General features: G+C 74.9%; 15 protein-coding genes. 6 read left to right on the top strand and 9 right to left on the bottom strand.

Annotated elements, in window-relative coordinates; all coding sequences use genetic code 11:
- Window positions 1-40 precede the first annotated feature (40 nt).
- Window positions 41-850, bottom strand: coding sequence for a class I SAM-dependent methyltransferase (locus FH969_RS04640; RefSeq protein WP_139986306.1), 810 nt, complete (start codon window positions 848-850; stop codon window positions 41-43).
- A gap of 23 nt (window positions 851-873) precedes the next feature.
- Entirely contained in the window at window positions 874-1,863 is a 990-nt protein-coding gene (locus FH969_RS04635) for a phosphotransferase (protein ID WP_246071705.1), read from the bottom strand.
- A gap of 81 nt (window positions 1,864-1,944) precedes the next feature.
- Here FH969_RS04635 and FH969_RS04630 point away from each other — a divergent pair, with 81 nt between their 5' ends.
- Together FH969_RS04630 and FH969_RS04625 are read left to right on the top strand one after the other, a co-directional pair.
- Window positions 1,945-2,616 carry a hypothetical protein gene (locus FH969_RS04630; RefSeq protein WP_246071704.1) on the top strand — a complete coding sequence of 224 codons (672 nt, stop codon included), beginning with the start codon at window positions 1,945-1,947 and terminating at the stop codon, window positions 2,614-2,616.
- Between the two features lie 110 nt (window positions 2,617-2,726).
- Window positions 2,727-3,101 (top strand): glucoamylase family protein, encoded by a 375-nt coding sequence (locus tag FH969_RS04625; protein ID WP_139986305.1) that lies wholly within the window; start codon window positions 2,727-2,729, stop codon window positions 3,099-3,101.
- A 63-nt stretch (window positions 3,102-3,164) separates the two neighbouring features.
- Here the strand turns inward: FH969_RS04625 and FH969_RS04620 are convergent, their stop codons facing one another.
- Both FH969_RS04620 and FH969_RS04615 read right to left on the bottom strand, forming a co-directional pair.
- Entirely contained in the window at window positions 3,165-3,848 is a 684-nt protein-coding gene (locus tag FH969_RS04620) for an NUDIX hydrolase (protein ID WP_246071703.1), read from the bottom strand.
- Complete coding sequence (locus FH969_RS04615; RefSeq protein ID WP_139986303.1) at window positions 3,845-5,296, bottom strand: GuaB1 family IMP dehydrogenase-related protein; 1,452 nt, start codon at window positions 5,294-5,296, stop codon at window positions 3,845-3,847. The genes FH969_RS04620 and FH969_RS04615 overlap by 4 nt, the downstream gene beginning before the upstream one ends.
- Before the next feature lie 274 nt (window positions 5,297-5,570).
- Here FH969_RS04615 and pflB point away from each other — a divergent pair, with 274 nt between their 5' ends.
- Both pflB and pflA read left to right on the top strand, forming a co-directional pair.
- Complete coding sequence (gene pflB, locus FH969_RS04610; protein WP_139986302.1) at window positions 5,571-7,832, top strand: formate C-acetyltransferase; 2,262 nt, start codon at window positions 5,571-5,573, stop codon at window positions 7,830-7,832.
- 83 nt (window positions 7,833-7,915) lie between these two features.
- Complete coding sequence (pflA, locus tag FH969_RS04605) at window positions 7,916-8,767, top strand: pyruvate formate-lyase-activating protein (RefSeq protein ID WP_139986301.1); 852 nt, start codon at window positions 7,916-7,918, stop codon at window positions 8,765-8,767.
- A 115-nt stretch (window positions 8,768-8,882) separates the two neighbouring features.
- Here the strand turns inward: pflA and FH969_RS04600 are convergent, their stop codons facing one another.
- From FH969_RS04600 to FH969_RS04585, 4 genes are all read right to left on the bottom strand, one after another.
- Entirely contained in the window at window positions 8,883-10,991 is a 2,109-nt protein-coding gene (locus tag FH969_RS04600; RefSeq protein WP_139986300.1) for a 3-hydroxyacyl-CoA dehydrogenase NAD-binding domain-containing protein, read from the bottom strand.
- The gene (locus FH969_RS04595; RefSeq protein ID WP_139986326.1) at window positions 10,988-12,262 is read right to left on the bottom strand and encodes a thiolase family protein; all 1,275 of its coding nucleotides are present in this window, start codon (window positions 12,260-12,262) and stop codon (window positions 10,988-10,990) included. The genes FH969_RS04600 and FH969_RS04595 overlap by 4 nt, the downstream gene beginning before the upstream one ends.
- Window positions 12,263-12,411: 149 nt before the next feature.
- Window positions 12,412-13,791, bottom strand: a complete 1,380-nt coding sequence (locus FH969_RS04590; protein WP_425462449.1) for an HRDC domain-containing protein — start codon at window positions 13,789-13,791, stop codon at window positions 12,412-12,414.
- A gap of 13 nt (window positions 13,792-13,804) precedes the next feature.
- Window positions 13,805-14,389 carry a DUF3000 domain-containing protein gene (locus FH969_RS04585; RefSeq protein WP_139986299.1) on the bottom strand — a complete coding sequence of 195 codons (585 nt, stop codon included), beginning with the start codon at window positions 14,387-14,389 and terminating at the stop codon, window positions 13,805-13,807.
- Between the two features lie 139 nt (window positions 14,390-14,528).
- On the opposite strand from FH969_RS04585, the gene FH969_RS04580 reads away from it, so the two are divergent.
- Window positions 14,529-15,773 carry a carboxylate--amine ligase gene (locus FH969_RS04580; RefSeq protein WP_139986298.1) on the top strand — a complete coding sequence of 415 codons (1,245 nt, stop codon included), beginning with the start codon at window positions 14,529-14,531 and terminating at the stop codon, window positions 15,771-15,773.
- Window positions 15,774-15,823: 50 nt separating this feature from the next.
- Here FH969_RS04580 and FH969_RS04575 read toward each other — a convergent pair whose 3' ends face one another.
- The gene (locus FH969_RS04575) at window positions 15,824-16,318 is read right to left on the bottom strand and encodes a hypothetical protein (RefSeq protein WP_108717507.1); all 495 of its coding nucleotides are present in this window, start codon (window positions 16,316-16,318) and stop codon (window positions 15,824-15,826) included.
- Between the two features lie 193 nt (window positions 16,319-16,511).
- Here FH969_RS04575 and zapE point away from each other — a divergent pair, with 193 nt between their 5' ends.
- Window positions 16,512-17,540: a cell division protein ZapE gene (gene zapE, locus FH969_RS04570; protein WP_139986297.1), complete on the top strand. Its 1,029-nt coding sequence runs from the start codon at window positions 16,512-16,514 to the stop codon at window positions 17,538-17,540.
- Window positions 17,541-17,584: the final 44 nt, after the last annotated feature.

The raw sequence follows: 17,584 nt of genomic DNA, 5'->3' as shown, positions 1-17,584 counted from the left end.
TCGTTCTCGTGGCCTGCGGCTAGTTTCCTCGGCTGCCCGGTCAGGCGGGCGGCACGCCGTCCGTCGGCTCCTCGGACACGTGGGCCCGGAACGCCGTCGTGACGTACGGCAGCTCCACGGTGTCCGCGCCGGACGCCGTGCGGGTCTCCGTGTCGAACCCCGGGGCGGCGCGGAACACCTCGTCGAGGAGGTCGGCCAGCCCACGCTCGATCCGGGCGCGCTCCTCGTCGCCGGCCGTGATGAGGTAGCTGTGCGACCGCGCCATGGCCAGGAGATCCGCACGTGTCACGGTCTGCGTCCAGCGCCACTCGGCGCGGTCCAGCCGCGACGACAGCGGGGGAGCGACCGGAGGAGCGCCGGCCGCGACCATCTGCTCGGCTCGGCTGCCGTGCATGATCTCAGTCAGCCTGCGCACCCACGGTTCCGACTCGTCGCGGACGTTCCAGATCAGCCCGAGCACGCCGCCGGGGCGCAGGACACGGGCAACCTCGCGGCTCGCGGCCCCGGGCTCGACCCAGTGCCACGCCTGTCCCATCACCACGGCGTCCACGGATCCGTCCGGCAGCGGGAGCGCCTCGGCGGTGCCGCGGAAGGTCGGGACGCCCGGCACCTGCTCGCGCAGCACCGCCAGCATCGCCGGATCGGGGTCGACGGCGACCACCTCGGCACCCGTCGCGACGATCCCGCGGGTGAGCTTGCCGGTCCCGGCGCCGACGTCGGCCACGCGCAGCGGGGGAGCGTCCGGCGACGGGTCGCCGAGCAACCACGCGACGGCGGGCTCCGGGTAGGTCGGGCGGCCGGCCTCGTAGGTCGCGGCTGCTGCTCCGAAGGACGTCGCACGCTCGGTCACGCCAGCACCCTACGCCGCGCGCCTCACGGCTCCACGGGGTCGTCGCCGGCGTCGGACGCGTGCAGGAGCTCGTCGAGCGCGGCACGCGCCCACGGTCCGTTCGTCGGATCCTCGGGCGCGTCGACGAGCACGCCCGTCGCCATCGCGACCGCCCACGCCCCCGCGCGCCGCCAGCGGCCGGGATCGGGGCGGTCGGCGCCCGGGCCGCCGGGGCGCCGCGCCTCGTAGGCCGCGGCGAACGCGGCGCGACCGGATGCGTCGAACGCGAGCCACGCCGTCGCGAGGTCGCACGCGGGGTCGCCGGCGCTGAGGTCGCCGAAGTCGAGGAGCGCGGCGAGAGCGTCCCCGCGTGCGCCGTCGTCCGCCCCGGGCGTCACCACGAGGTTGGCGGGGTGCGGGTCCCCGTGCACCCACGCCGGTGCGTGCGCCCACGCGGGGGCCGCCACGCCGGCCCGCCACCGGGCCTCGGCGAGGTCGAGATCCTCGAGCGGGACGGCGCCAGCCCCGGCGCGTGCGCGGTCGAAGCGGGCCGTCACGGCGGCGACGCGCGTCGCGAGGGGCACCGCCCGCACCGGGTTGTGCGGTGCGTCGGGCGGAGCGGTGGTGTGCAGGGCGGCGAGCGCGTCGGCGAGGTCGACCGCCCAGGCCGAGGCTCGCCGTCGGGGCCGATCGGCGGAGCGCGCACCGCTCACCCAGCGCGTGACGGTCCACGGCCAGGGGTAGCGCGGCGACGGCGCACCGACCCGCACCGGGACCGGCACCACCACCGGGAGACGGGGCGCGAGGGCGGGCAGCCACCGCTGCTCGTGCTCGATGAGCGGCACGCCCTGGGCGCGCCGGGGCAGCCGAACGCAGAGGTCGTCCCCGACCCGGACGAGCACGTTGTCCCAGCCCTCGGCGACGACGTGGCGCGGCAGGCCGGCGAGGTCGGGGTGCTGCTCCGCGAGCAGGTGGCCCACGAGGTCGGCGTCGATCGGGTGGTCCAGGGGCAGGTCGCGGGGCGGGACGGGCACCGGGCCATCGTGCCCGACGGGCCCACGGCCCCGCGCGAGGGTGACGGCGCGCGTTCGAGCTCGTGGTGGCACGCTGGGCCGGTGACAGCAGCAGCGGGGAGCGGCGGCGCAGCGAGCGCGTCGGCACTCGACCCGACCCGGGTGTGGCGCTACGACGGCGAGATCCTCGGAGTGGGGTCGGCGAGCGGGACGCGCCTCGTGGTCGGGCTGTGGCGGCGCAGCCCGTTCGGGACGTTTGCGGACGTCATGGTCGAGGACCCGGGCGGCCGGCGCACGCTCCTCGCGCCCTCCCGAGAGATCGCCGACGAGGTCGCGCGCCTGTACCGGTTCGACCAGGTCCGCCTCGGACCCGTGCGCGTGCAGGGCAGCGCTGCGTCCGACGCGCATCCCGGTCTCCTCGTCGTCAGCGCCCCGGGTCTGCGCCTGACCGTCACGCTCGGCGGTCGCGACGGGCTCGGCAGGGTGTTGTCGCTCCTGCCGCGCGGCCTGGCGGCCTCGACGTCGTGGGCACGCGTCGTCGACGCACCCGCCCGGCTGCTCGCGCCCGGCGTGCGCACCGCGGGGCTGACCCGCGACGGGCGGCGCGCCACCTACGGGGCGTGGGACCGCCGTCGGGCGATCGCGGTCGAGGGGACCTGGTCCGGCGAGGACCTCGGCGTGCTCGCTCCCGTCGACCCGCCGGTGCGGTTCGGGTTTGGGTCGTCGCCGAGGGCGCCCGGGCTGACCCGCGTGGTGACGACCGTGCGGCCCTGACGCGCGGGTCGCGGCGAGCGCTGGGTCCTGGTCATGCTTCCGCGGCGAGCGCTGCGTTGCGTCACCGGAGGGCGCTGTGGTGACCGCAGGTCAGCGTTCGGTGGCGGGCCGTGACCGCAGGTCGTGCGCCGGCCCCGCACTGCGACGGCACGGTGCCGCCCGCGTCGCTCGTGGGGGCCCTGCCGTTCGCGCCGGACGCGGCGGCCGAGGCGCTGCACCGGCTCGAGCGCGACCACCCCGGCGCGTGGGACGAGCGGTACGGCTGGTGCGACGGCGTGAACCTCGGGGCGGGCGACGCCGCACCCGGGTCCGAGGGCACCGTCGCGAGGACCTGGTACGCGCCCGCGCGGTTCGGGCTCAACAAGGGGGTCTCGGCGCTGCTCGGCGCGGCCGCGCTCGGCAGCTCCGTGGTGTGGGACGCGTACGCGGCGCACCCGTGGGTCGCCCGGGGACTCGACGTGCTCGGCCTCGAGCTCGCGCGCTGAGCCCGTGCCCGGAACTTGCCCGCCGAGCTCGCTCGGCGACCCGGCTCGTTCGTACCTGCTAGCTCAGTGCCCCGGCAGCGCGATCTCGCGCTCGCGGTCCCACGGCACCGTCCAGCCGAGGGAGTCCAGCAGCGCGTCGAGCACGAAGGCCGTGAAGCCCCAGACGACGTGACCGGCGACGGCGAACGCGGGGCTGCGGTGCAGCACCGTGCCGCGCCGGCCGGGCACCGGTCGGCGCAGGACGACCGTGCCGCGGTGCGCGGGGTCGAGCAGGTCGGCGACGCCGGCCCGGAACGCCTCGACGGTCTCGACGCCGTCCACGCGCAGCGCCGACGGCGCGTCCCACCACGCGAGGACGGGCGTCACGACGTTGCCGCTCACCGCGACCGGGACGTCCGGCAGCGCCCCGAGCACGGTGACGCCGGCCGGGTCCAGCCCGGTCTCCTCCTGCGCCTCCCGCACCGCCGCCGCGGCGGCGGACTCGCCGTCGTCGATCCCGCCCCCGGGGAAGGCGACCTGTCCGGGGTGGTGGCGCAGGGTGTCCGAACGCCGGGTGAGGAGGAGGTCGACGTCGGCGTGCACGGGGTCGGCGACGTCGGACTCCTCGAGGAGGCCGAACAGCAGCAGCACGGCGGACCGGCGTACGGGGCCGGTGACGGGGGAGCGGTCCAGCGGCGTGGTCCAGGGACCGCCGCCGCTCGCGAGCGCCGTCAGGTCGGCGCGCGCCCCGTCCGCGTCGGGCGTCACCACGACGAGGGCAGCGGGCGGCCCTCCTCGTACCCCGCGGCGGACTGGCGACCCACCACGGCCCGCTCGCGGAACTCGGCCAGCGTGCGCGCGCCGGCGTAGGTGCAGGCCGAGCGCAGGCCCGAGATGATCGAGTCGAGCAGGTCCTCCACGCCCGGGCGCTCGGGCTCGAGGTACATCTTCGAGGAGGAGATGCCCTCCTCGTAGAGGGCCTTGCGCGCGCGGTCGAACGCGGAGTCGTTGCGGGTGCGCGCGGCGACCGCGCGGGCCGAGGCCATCCCGAAGCTCTCCTTGTACAGCCGCCCCGAGCCGTCGGTGCGCAGGTCGCCGGGCGACTCGTGGGTGCCCGCGAACCAGGAGCCGATCATCACCTGGGACGCACCCGCGGCGAGCGCGAGGGCGACGTCGCGCGGGTGGCGCACCCCGCCGTCGGCCCAGACGTGGGCGCCCAGCTCGCGTGCGCGGGCGGCGCACTCGAGGACGGCGGAGAACTGGGGTCGGCCGACGCCGGTCATCATGCGCGTGGTGCACATCGCACCGGGGCCCACCCCGACCTTGACGATGTCGGCGCCGGCGGCGACGAGGTCGCTCACGCCATCGGCCGTGACGACGTTGCCGGCGACCACGCGCACGTCGGTGTCGACCGAGCGCACCGCGCGCAGCGCCTGCAGCATCTTCTCCTGGTGGCCGTGCGCGGTGTCGACGACGAGCAGGTCGACGCCCGCGGCGAGCAGGGCGGCCGCGTTGCCCGCGACGTCGCCGTTGATGCCGATGGCCGCGGCGACCCGGAACCGCCCGTCGGCGTCGAGCGCGGGGGAGTAGATGGACGAGCGCAGCGCGCCCGTCTGCGTGAGCACCCCGACGAGGGTGCCGTCCGCACGCACGACCGGGGCGACGCGCCGTCGGGCTCGGTGCAGCTCGTCGAACGCGCGCGCACCCGCGTCCGCGCCGGTCAGCGTCGACTCCTCGATCACGGTGGGCGTGGCGGCCATCACCTCGCCGACCATCGTGAACTGGTCCACGCCGGCGCAGTCGGCGGGGGTGACCACGCCCACGGGTCGTCCCTCGCGCAGCACGACGGCCATCCCGTGGCTGCGCTTGGCCATGAGCGCGAGGGCGTCGTGGACGGTGTCCTCGGGCGTGACGTGCACCGCGGTCTCGACGACCGGGTGGCGGCGCTTGAGCCACGCCGTCGTGCTCGCGACGACGTCGGTGGGGACGTCCTGCGGCAGCACGGCGAGTCCGCCGCGGCGGGCGAGGGTCTCCGACATCCGCCGACCGCTCACGGCGGTCATGTTGGCCGCGACGATCGGCAGCGTCGTGCCGGATCCGTCACCGGGCGTCAGGTCGACGTCGAACCGGCTCGCGACGTCGCTGCGCGAGGGGACGAGGAACACGTCCCCGTAGGTGAGGTCCTCGTGGGCGTCCTGGCCGGGGAGAAGGCGCATGACCACCAGCGTAGGCGTCCGTCCCGGGCGCTCCCTCGACGGCGTGTCGGGCGCGGCGCGCCGCGACGGGAGGGCCGGTCCCGGCCGGGGAGGGCGAGCTCCTACCAGGCCGTACCCGTGCGGAGTAGCGTCGGGCCGTGAGGGGCATCACAGCAGGTGAGGCGCCTCACAGGAGGGTCGGGACCAGAGTCCCTGACGCTCGACCGGCGCGGTTCGTAAAGTCGAGGTCAAGGCCCGATCGGGTCGCTTCCGTACCACCAGGAGGAACGAGAACATGACCACCACTGCTCCGGCGGGTGTCGAGGTCGACGCCTGGGCCGGGTTCGTCCCCGGGCCGTGGACCGAGTCCGTGGACGTGCGTGACTTCATCCAGCGCAACTACACCCCCTACACCGGGGACGCCTCGTTCCTCGCCGGGCCCACGGAGAAGACTCTCCGGACGTGGGACACCCTGGCGAAGGACTACCTCGCCGTCGAGCGTGAGCGTCGCGTGTACGACGTGGACACCCACACCCCCGCCGACATCGACGCGTTCCCGGCCGGCTACATCAGCGCCGACGACGACGTGATCGTGGGCCTGCAGACCGACGTCCCGCTCAAGCGCGCCATGATGCCGAACGGCGGCTGGCGCATGGTCGAGACCGCGATCCAGGAGGCCGGCAAGGAGGTCGACCCGCGCGTCAAGGAGATCTTCACCAAGTACCGCAAGACGCACAACGAGGGCGTCTTCGACGTCTACACCCCGCGCATCCGCGCCGCCCGGTCCTCGCACATCATCACGGGTCTGCCGGACGCCTACGGCCGCGGCCGCATCATCGGCGACTACCGCCGCGTGGCGCTCTACGGCGTCGACCGCCTCATCGCCGAGAAGAAGAAGGACAAGGACTCGGTCGTCGGCCAGCCCTTCTCCGAGAGCTGGGCGCGGTTCCGCGAGGAGCACAGCGAGCAGATCAAGGCGCTGCTCAAGCTCAAGAAGCTCGGCGAGCAGTACGGCTTCGACCTCGGTCGGCCCGCACGCACCGCGATCGAGGCCGTGCAGTGGACCTATCTCGGCTACCTCGCCTCGGTGAAGAGCCAGGACGGCGCCGCGATGAGCATCGGCCGCCTCTCGCCGTTCTTCGACGCGTACTTCGAGCGTGACCTCGCCGCCGGCACCCTCACGGAGGAGCAGGCGCAGGAGATCATCGACGCGCTCGTCATCAAGCTGCGCATCGTGCGGTTCCTGCGCACGATCGACTACGACCAGATCTTCTCGGGCGACCCGTACTGGGCGACCTGGTCCGACGCCGGCATGAGCGAGGACGGCCGCACGCAGGTCACCAAGACCTCGTTCCGCCTCCTGCAGACGCTGCGCAACCTGGGCCCCGCGCCCGAGCCGAACATCACGATCTTCTGGAGCGACGAGCTGCCCGAGGGCTACAAGGAGTTCTGCGCCGCGATCTCGATCGAGACCAGCGCGATCCAGTACGAGTCGGACAACGAGATCCGTGACCACTGGGGCGACGACGCGGCCATCGCGTGCTGCGTCTCGCCGATGCGCGTGGGCAAGCAGATGCAGTTCTTCGGCGCGCGGGTGAACGCCGCCAAGGCGCTGCTCTACGCCGTCAACGGCGGCCGGGACGAGATGTCCGGCAAGCAGATCGTCACGGGCTACGAGCCCATCCAGGGCGACGGTCCGCTGCAGTTCGACGAGGTGTGGGCGAAGTACGACGCGATGCTGGACTGGGTCACGCAGACCTACGTCGAGGCGCTCAACATCATCCACTACAGCCACGACAAGTACGCCTACGAGTCGATCGAGATGGCGCTGCACGACGACGAGATCGTCCGGACCCTCGGCTGCGGCATCGCCGGCCTGTCGATCGTCGCGGACAGCCTCTCGGCCATCAAGTACGCGACCGTGACGCCCGTGCGGGACGAGACCGGCCTCGTGGTCGACTACCTCACCGAGGGCGAGTTCCCCGTCTACGGCAACGACGACGACCGCGCCGACGAGATCGCGCAGCTCGTGGTCAAGACCGTGATGGACAAGATCCGCGCGCTGCCCACGTACCGCGACGCGGTGCCCACGCAGTCCGTCCTCACGATCACGTCGAACGTGGTCTACGGCAAGGCGACCGGGTCGTTCCCGTCCGGTCACCGCGCCGGTCAGCCGTTCGCACCGGGCGCCAACCCGGAGAACGGCATGGACACGCACGGCATGATCGCGAGCATGATGTCGGTCGGCAAGCTCGACTACGACGACGCCCTCGACGGCATCTCGCTCACCAACACGATCACGCCGTCCGCCCTCGGCCGGACCAAGGACGAGCAGGTCACCAACCTCGTCGGCATCCTCGACGCCGGCATGGGCGAGGGCCTCTTCCACGCCAACATCAACGTGCTCAACAAGGACACGCTGGTGGACGCCATGGCGAACCCGGAGAACTACCCGCAGCTCACGGTGCGCGTGTCCGGCTACGCCGTCAACTTCGTCAAGCTGACCCGCGAGCAGCAGATGGACGTGCTCCAGCGCACGTTCCACGAGTCCGTCTGACGCGATCAGTCACGAGCCGAACGGGCGCCGGGCTGCCGACCAGGCAGCCGGGCGCCCGTTCGGCACGACAAGGAGGTGTCGCGATGACCGCGACCACCGGAACCACCACGACGACGAGCACGACGGCGGGCGCCCCGACCATGCTCGGGGGCCTCTCCACGGCGATGGACGCCGACCGGCGCGAGCTGCTCGCCGGCATGCGCACGGGCGAGATCGGCATGGTCCACTCGTGGGAGCTCGTCACGGCCGTGGACGGCCCGGGCACCCGGATGACCACGTTCTTCTCGGGCTGCCCGCTGCGCTGCCTGTACTGCCACAACCCCGACACGCTGCAGATGCGCGGCGGCAAGCCGGTGCGCGCAGACGACCTGCTCGGTCGGATCAAGCGCTACCGCAACGTGTTCAAGGCGACCAGGGGCGGCATCACGCTGTCCGGCGGCGAGGTGCTCATGCAGCCCGCGTTCGCGGCGCGCATCCTGCGCGGCGCCAAGGCCATGGGCATCCACACCGCGCTGGACACCTCCGGGTTCCTCGGCGCGAACGCCAGCGACGAGCTGCTCGCCGACGTCGACCTCGTCCTGCTCGACGTGAAGTCCGGCCTGCCGGACACCTACAAGCGCACCACGGGCCGCGAGCTCGCGCCCACCCTCACGTTCGGTCGGCGGCTCTCGGCGCTCGGCATCGAGACCTGGATCCGCTTCGTGCTGGTCCCGGGCCTCACGGACGCCGACGAGAACATCGCCCCGATCGTGGAGTACGCCGCGTCGCTGGAGTCCGTGAGCCGGGTCGAGGTGCTGCCCTTCCACCAGATGGGCCGCGCGAAGTGGGAGGAGATCGGGATGCGCTACGAGCTGGGCGACACCAAGCCGCCCACGGTCGAGCGCACCGAGCAGGTCCGCGACATGTTCCGCGCCGCTGGGCTCACCACCTACTGAGCCCAGCCCAGCGCAGCCCAGCGCGGCCCCGCCCGGCTCACGCCGTGCACGACGGCGATCCTCGCCGTGCACGACGGCGAGCCTCGCCGTCGTGCTCGACGTCGTGACTCCGGGATCACTCCGGGAGCGACGCCACGCCGTCGGGCAGCAGCCGCCGACCCAGCACGCGCTCGGAGTACCCCGTGCGGTCCAGGTAGGGCGTGATCCCGCCGAGGTGGAACGGCCAGCCGGCGCCGAGGATCATCGCGGTGTCGATCTGCGACGGCGTGGTCACGACGCCCTCGTCCAGCATCCGGCCGATCTCCGTCGTCAGGGCGACGAGCACGTCGTCGAGCACGCCGGCCTCGTCGAGCGGCTGCTGCGGCGTGGCGGGGTCGCGCGCGGCGTCGAAGGCCGCCTGCACGTCCGGGAGCGGGCGGCGTGGCAGGCCGGGCGCGGGCGGCGGACCGACCACAGGGACGCCGTCGGCCACGATCCGCTCGAGGCCCGGCGAGCGCGGGAACGCCTCCCCGAGCTCCTCGCGCAGCGAGGTCAGCACGTGCAGCCCGACGGCCGGCCCGACCAGGTCGAACAGCTGGAACGGCGGCATCGGCAGGCCGAGCACGTCGCACGCCCGGTCCGCGACCTCGACCGGCGTCCCGCGCTCGACGGCGCCCACGATGCGTCCCAGGAGCAGCACGAGCAGCCGGTTGACGATGAAGCCGGGCCGGTCGGCCGACCCGACCGCGTTCTTGCCCAGCGCCTTCGTCACCGCGTACGCCGTCGCCAGCGCGGGCTCGTCGGTGCGCTCCGCGCGGATCACCTCCACCAGCGGCATGGCGGCGACGGGGTTGAAGAAGTGCAGCCCCACGACGCGCTCGGGGTGGTCCAGGTCGGCTGCCATCGCGGTGACCGACAGCGCCGAGGTGTTGGTGGCGAGCACGGCGTCGGGCCCGACGATCGGCTCGAGCTCGGCGAACACGTGCTTCTTGAGGTCGAGCCGCTCGGTCACGGCCTCGATCACGAGGTCGCAGCCCGCGAGGTCGGCCAGGTTCGTGGTCGCCGTGATGGAGCCGAGCACGCGCGCGGCCCGCGCCGTGGTGAGCCGGCCGCGGTGCACCGCCTTGTCGACCTCGGCCCGCACGTGCGCGAGGCCAGCGGCGCAGCGCTCGGAGTCGAGGTCGCGCATCACCACGGGGACCTTGAGCCGACGCGCGACGAGCAGGGCGATCTGCGCGGCCATGAGCCCCGCGCCCACCACGCCCACGCGGCGCACGGGCCGGGCCAGCTCGGCCGGCGGCGCCCCGACGGGTCGCTTGGCGCCGGTGACGAGGCCGAACGCGTAGACGCTCGCGCGCATCTCGTGCGTCATCACGAGGTCGGCGAGCGCCTCGTCCTCGAGCGCGTACGCCTCGTCCAGGCCGAGGTCACGGGTCTGCTCGACGAGCGCGAGGGCGCGGTGCGGTGCGGGCCGGGAGGTGCCCACGACGGCGTCCAGGCGGGTGCGCGCCGCGTCCACGACCGCGCGAAAGCTGTCCTCGGGCTCGGGTGCGCGGCGCGCCACCACGGTGTCGCCGCGCACCACCGACGCCGCCCACGCGACGGAGCGGGCGAGGAAGTCGGCCGGGTCGAGCATGACGTCGACGACGCCGAGCAGGTCCGCCTCGTGCGCGCTGAGCGGCTTCGTGGCGGCCGCCCGGGTGAGGATGACGTCCAGCGCGGCCTCGACGCCGATCAGCCGCGGCAGCAGGGTCGCCCCGCCCCAGCCCGGCACGAGGCCGAGGGAGGTCTCGGGCAGCCCGAGGGCGCGCACCGAGCCGGCGACGGTGCGGTAGTCGCACGCCAGCGCCAGCTCGAGCCCGCCGCCGAGCGCGACGCCGTTGACGAACGCGAAGGTCGGCACGCCGAGCTCGCGCAGGAGCCGGTACGCGGCGTGCCCGCCGCGGCCGAGCGCGAGGGCCTGGTCCCGGGACGTGACCTCGGTGACCCGCTTGAGGTCGGCGCCCGCCGCGAACACGTAGGGCTTGCCGGTCACGGCGAGGGCCGCGATCTGCCCGCGGGATGCGCGCTCGCGCTGCGCGAGGAGGACCTGCTCGAGCTCGGCGACGGTCTCGGGGCTGAGCGTCGTCGGTCGCGTGTGGTCGGCCCCGTTGTCGAGCGTGAGCAGTGCCAGCGTTCCGCCGCCGCGCAGGGCGTCCGCGGTGGGCAGGTCGACGTCGCGGACCAGGACTCCGGTCGTGCTCACAGCTGGACCTCCGGGGTGGTGGGCGTCGCACCCGCGGACGCGAGGTGCTCGCCCGAGGTGCGCTCGCCGTCGTACGCGGGGTGGTGCGGGTTCTCCCAGACGACCGTCGCGCCCTGGCCGAGGCCGACGCACATCGTGGTGAGGCCGTACCGGATGCTGGGGTCGTCCTCGAAGCGGCGGGCGAGCTGGATGGCGAGTCGCACGCCGCTCGCGGCGAGCGGGTGGCCGACCGCGATCGCGCCGCCGTCGGGGTTGACGCGCGGGTCGGCGTCGTCGAGGCCGAAGGCGTCGAGGAAGGCGAGCACCTGGACGGCGAAGGCCTCGTTGACCTCGATCGCGCCGATGTCGTCGATGCCAAGGCCCGCGAGCTCGAGCGCGCGGCGGGTCGCCGGGACGGGGCCCAGGCCCATGACGGCGGGGTCGACGCCCGCGTAGGCGAAGGACACCAGGCGGGCCCTGGCGGCGAGCCCGAGCTCGGCGGCGACGTCCTGCGCGGCCAGCAGGCACGCCGTCGCGCCGTCGGTGAGCGGCGAGGAGGTCGCCGCGGTGACGCGTCCGCCGGGCCGGAAGGGCGTGGGCAGGTCGCGCACGCCCTCGAGCGTGGTGCCCGGCCGGGGCGGCTCGTCCGCGGTCGCGAGCGTCCAGGCGCCCTGGTCGCGGACCCCGACGGCGACGAGGTCGCGGTCGATCCGGCCCGCGGCGAGCGCGGCTGCGTAGCGCTCCTGGCTGGCGACCCCGTACCGGTCCGCACGCTCGCGGGTGAGGCGAGCGTCGCCGTCGTGCAGGTTCTCGGCCGTGGCGCCCATGACGAGCGCGTCGGAGTCGACGAGCCCCTCGGCGACGAACCGCGGGTTCGGGTCGGCGCCGCCGCCGAGCGGGTGCCGGCCCATGTGCTCGACCCCGCCCGCGATCGCGACGTCCACGGCGCCGACCGCGATCTGGGCCGCGACCTGCGTGGTCGCGGTGAGCGCTCCGGCGCACATGCGGTCGACGGCGTAGCCCGGCACCTCCTGCGGCAGGCCCGCGAGCATGGCCACGGTGCGGCCGAGCGTGAGGCCCTGGTCGCCCTGCTGGGTGGTCGCCGCGATCGCGACCTCGCCCACGCGCTCGGGGGGCAGGTTCGGGTTGCGGTGCAGGAGCTCGCGCACGCAGGCGACGGCGAGGTCGTCGGCGCGTGTGCCGGCGTACAGGCCGTCGTCGCGGGCGCGACCGAACGGGGTGCGCACGCCGTCGACGAGGACGACGCGTCGGCCGAGCAGGCCGCGGCGCATAGGGGGAGAGCTGGTCACGGTGACCTCCGGGAGGGCCGCGCAGGCGGCGGGACGACGGTGTCGAGGACGACGTTACCTGATACCGCGGGTACCGGTAAACGGGCGCCGTCGCCGCCGGTCGTCAGACCTCGTCGGACGAGGTCGGCCCGTCAGGCGGGGTCAGCGGCCCGCTGCTCGCCGTCGGGGTCGGCCACCGAGGCCGGGTCCCGCAGCGCCGCCGCGAGCCCGGCCGCACAGACCTCGGCCTGCCAGGGCCGCGCGCCGTGCGTGGTGAGCCAGGTCGCCACGACGCCGGTCGTGATCGCGTCGCGCGGCGTGACCTCGCCGGCCTCCCAGGCGAGCCGGCGCTGCAGGTCGGGCGTGAGCAGGTTCTCCTGCGGCGTGCCGACCTCCTCGGCGATCTCGCGCATCCGCGCCCGCACCGCCCGCAGCCGTTCGGCCGCCTCGGGGTAGCGGTCGCGCCACGCGCGGTGGGAGGGCACGTCGGCCGCGGGGCCTCGCCGCGAGGGCAGCTCGTTCTCGGGCAGCGCGAGCGCACGCGCGACGGCGGACCACCAGATCCCCAGGCGCCGCCGCGTCCCCTTGCCGGAGAACTCGGGCAGCGCACCGAGCGCGTCGGCCGAGCGCGGCAGGGCCGTGGCGGCCGCAACGATGGCGCGGTCGGGCAGGACCCGACCGGGGGAGATGTCGCGGTCGCGCGCCACGTCGTCGCGCTGCTGCCACAGCTCCCGCACGACGGCGAGCCGGCGCACGTCCCGCACCGACGTCAACCCGGACGTGCGTCGCCAGGGCTCCACGCGGGGCGGGGGCGGCGGCGCGAGCCGGACGGCCTCGAACTCCTGGCGGGCCCACTCGAGCTTGCCCTGGCGCACGAGGTCGGCCTCGAGCGCGTCGCGCAGCTCCACGAGCACCTCGACGTCGAGCGCCGCGTAGCGCAGCCACGACTCGGGCAGGGGGCGGGTGGACCAGTCGGCCGCGGAGTGCTCCTTGGCGAGCGAGAGGCCGAGCTCGGCCTCGACCATGGCGGCGAGCCCGACGCGATCACGGCCGAGGAGGCGGCCGGCGAGCTCGGTGTCGAACAGGAGGTCGGGCACGAAGCCGACCTCGGCGAGGCAGGCGAGGTCCTGGGAGGCGGCGTGCAGCACCCACTCGACGCCCGCCGTCGCGCGCGTGAGCGAGGACAGGTCCGGCAGCTCGACGGGGTCGATGAGCGCCGTGCCGGCGCCCTCGCGGCGCACCTGCACGAGGTAGGCGCGCTGGCCGTAGCGGAAGCCCGAGGCCCGCTCGGCGTCGACGGCGACCGGGCCCGTGCCGGCCGCGAGCGCGGCCGCGTACGCCGCGAGCTCCGCCTCGGTCACGAGGACGTCGGGCACGCCGTCGCGCGGTTCCGTCAGCGGCGTGACCGGGCGGACCGCCGGCTCGGTCGGGGCGGTGCCCGGGGAGCTGGTGGTGCCCGTGGCGTCAGCGCTGTCGGTGCTGCCCGTGCTGCCAGTGCTGCCAGTGCTGCCCGTGATGTCGGCGGTGGTCACCGCGCCTGCCGACTCAGCCACGGTTCCTGCGGATGCCCAGGGCGGTCACGTTCTCGGGCAGGGGCGGCAGGCCGCCGGCCCACGCGGTGGCCGCGACCCACGCGCGCAGGTGCGGACCGAGGTCGGAGGAGGCGGGGGTCCACGAGGCCCGCATCTCGATCTCGACCTCGTGGCCACGCACCTCGAGCCCGCCGAACGTCTCCGAGAGCACGCGGGTCACGGTGCCCGAGAGCGAGTGGTACTCGGCGCGCGCGTCCGTGAGCGAGTCGGTCAGCCAGCTCCACGCGGCCTCGCCGAGCATCGGGTCGGCGCCCATCTCCTCCTCCAGCCGCGCACGGGCGAGCACGACGACGCGGAAGGTCCCGTTCCAGGCGTCCTGGCCCTCCGGGTCGTGCAGCACGACGAACCGCCCGTTGGCGAGCATGTCCTCGGCGTCGTTGGTGGGGTTGATCTCGGCCGTCATCGCCAGCGCCCAGGGCGCGATCCGGGTCGGCGGGGGCACCTCCTCGAGGTGCACCTCGGGTCGGAACGCGTGTCCGCGCAGGCTGAGCAGCGCCGCCTCGAAGTCGGGCGGCAGCGTCGGTGCATCCGTGGCCACGCTCACACGCTAGGCGGGTGCGCCACCGGCGCGGTCTAGGCTCGCCGTCGTGCCGCTCACAACCCCGCCCCCGCCCGCGTCCGGAGGCCCTGCCGGGCACCGCTCTCGCGGAGTGCGGGGCAGCGCGGCGGTGCGGCCCGTGCGGCCGATCGTCCTCGGTGGCGACATCGGGGCCTACGCGTCCGCGCGGGCGTTCCACGAGGCGTTCGGCGTGCGCTCGGTCGTGGTCGCGGGCGCAGCCACCGGGCCGGTCCGCGACTCCGTCGCCGTCGACCTGCGGGTCGTGCCCGACGTCGCCGCCGACCTCGTCGCCACCCTGGGCGCGATCGTCGCGGAGCGACCGGGGGAGCGCCACCTCGTGCTGGCGAGCGCGGACTGGCTGGTCGAGGCCGTGGTCGCGGCGGCGCCGCAGCTGCGCGACCTCGGCGTCGTCGTCCCGTACGCACCGGCCGACGTCGTCGCGCGGGCGTCGGACAAGGCGCAGGTGATGGCCGCGTGCGCCGCCCTCGGCGTGCCGCACCCGGAGACGGCCGTGCTCGTGCTCGACGGCGAGGCGAGGCTCGACGCCGTGCTCGCGCCGTTGGCGGAGCTCACTTACCCGCGCGTGGTGAAGGTCGCCTCGACGTCGCGGGCGCACGACGTGACGTACCCCGGCCAGGCGAAGGTGCACGTGGTGGCCGACGCGGCCGAGGCGCGCGACCTGCTCGGCCGGATGGCCGCGGCCGGCCTGCGCGGCGGGGTTCTCGTGCAGGAGGTCCTCCCGGGCGGGGACGGCGCGATGGCCGCGGCGAACGTTTTCGTTGGGCCCGACGGCGAGGTGCGGTTCGCGCAGCTCGGTCGCGTCCTCCTGGAGGAGCACACGCCGACGGCCCTGGGCAACTCCCTCGCCCAGGTCACGGCCGACGCCCGCACCGACGCCCTGGCGCCCGCGGTGCTGGCCGACGTCCAGCGGCTGCTGCGGCATCTGGGCTGGAGCGGCTTCGCGAACGTCGACCTCATGCAGGACGCTGCGGGCACCTACCGCGTGCTCGAGATCAACCCGCGCGTGGGTCGCAGCGGGTACGCGGTGACGGCCTCGGGGTACAACGTGGCGGCGATGTACGTCGACGCCTACCTCGACGGCGCGCCCGCGCCGGCGGCGCCCGTGCTCGGCGCGCGGGAGCACCTGTTCACCGTGGTGCCGACGGCGCTCCTGCGCGTGTTCGCGCCGCAGGCGCGCGCCCAGGTGCGGCGGCTGCGCCGGGCCCGCGCCGTGACGAACGTGCTGGTGTACCGGGCCGAGCGGAGCCCGCGGCGCTGGTGGTACGTGACGGTCGCGGCCGTGAACCAGGCCCGCAAGCTGCTCCGGTACCACCCGGCGTCGCCGCTCGCCGGTCGCCGCTGACCGGGAGCCGCGCGCCGCGTCTGCGGCGGGCGCCGCCGAGGCGAGGCGTGCTACTCGCCGACGACGGAGGTGCCCGTGTAGAAGTGCAGGACGGGCACGCCGAGCTCCTTCTCCGCCTTGTCGGCCCAGCCGCGGTGGAAGGTGTCCTCCACGGCGCGGGGCTGCGTCACGGCGATGACCTGGAGGATGTCGGGGGCCGCGGCGAGCTCCGCGCGCAGGGCCACGACGACGTCGTCGGCGATCGTCGCGGCCTCGACCTCGGCGCCGGCCGCCTCGAGCGCGTCCACCGAGCCCTGCAGCACCTCGGCGGCGTCGCGGCGGGCGACGTCGTCGGGCAGGTCGTTCCTGCCCGTCACGTCCTCCCACGCCTCCTTGAGGTCGAGCACCATGAGGTGGTCGAGGAAGTCCGACACGACGCTGTGCTTCACCTCGGTGGGCACGAGCACCCGGTAGACGGCGCCGTCCTCACCGGCGAGCGCGAGGATCTTCGCGACGTCGGAGGCGGCGAGGACGTCCTCGCTCAGGACGACGACGGTCTGGGGCATGGCACGGGCCTTCCTGCGGGGAACGGGTGGCGCGTCCGAGGGTCTGGTCGCGCGGCGCCACCAGCCTAGGCCCCGCGGGGCCCGCCAGGGCCGCCAGCCCCGCCGAGCCGGCCAGGGCCTGGGCCCCGCCAGGACCGCCGGGCCCGCCAGGGCCCGGTGCCCGCCGTCGCAGAGTGCCAGGTAGCCTGCCCACGTGCCCGACCCCGCCCACCCGATCTCGCTCACGGACCGACTCCCCGAGGTCACGGCGGCGCAGCTGCTCGCCGGCCTCGTCCCGCCGCCGCAGTTCGCCCGCGCCTCGTTCGACTCCTACGTGCCCGATCCGGCGCACCCTTCGCAGGCCCAGGCACGCGAGCGCATGCGCGACCTCGCGGCCCGCATCGTCGAACCCCCGCGCAAGGGCCTGTTCCGCAAGGCGCCCCCGCCTCCGGCGTCGCTCTACCTCGACGGCGGCTACGGCGTCGGGAAGACGCACCTGCTCGCCTCGCTGGCGCACGCCGTCGGGCCCGAGCGCTCCGCGTACGGCACGTTCGTCGAGTACACCCACCTCGTGGGCGCCGTCGGGTTCCGCGAGTGCGTGGCCGCGCTGTCGGACCGCGCGCTCGTCGCGATCGACGAGTTCGAGCTCGACGACCCGGGCGACACGGTGCTCATGTCGCGCCTCCTGCGCGAGCTCGCCGACGCGGGGGTCACGCTCGTGGCCACGTCGAACACGCTGCCCGAGGCGCTGGGTGAGGGCCGGTTCGCCGCGGAGGACTTCCTCCGCGAGATCCAGGCCCTCGCCGCCCGGTTCGAGGTCATGCGGATCGACGGCGAGGACTATCGCCTGCGCGACGGACGCCCCGAGCGGACCGCGCTGTCCGACGAGGAGGTGCGCCTCGCCGTCGAGCAGGCGTCGGCGAGCGGCGCGCAGGCGAGCCTCGACGACTGGGGCGGGCTCATGGCGCACCTCGCGCGGATCCACCCCTCCCGCTACGGGCAGCTGGTGGACGGCCTCGACCTCGTCGCGGTCACCGGCGTGCACGAGCTCGACGACGACATGGTGGGGCTGCGGCTCGTCGTCCTTGTCGACCGGCTGTACGACCGTGACGTCCCGGTCCGGCTCGGCGGAGCGGCGGTCGCCGATCTGTTCAGCCCTCGCATGCTGACGAAGGGGTACCGCAAGAAGTACTTCCGGGCACTCTCGCGGCTCGGTGCGCTGGCCGGACGGCCCCTGCCCTGAGCCCCCGCCCGACCTCGCGCGGCGCCGTCGCCGGCTCGCCGACG

Origin of the sequence: Miniimonas arenae (assembly GCF_006351005.1) — a bacterium.
Classification (GTDB): Bacteria; Actinomycetota; Actinomycetes; order Actinomycetales; family Beutenbergiaceae; genus Miniimonas; species Miniimonas arenae.
Note: the sequence above shows the minus strand (reverse complement) of the source record. Positions and strands in the feature narration are given on the sequence as shown.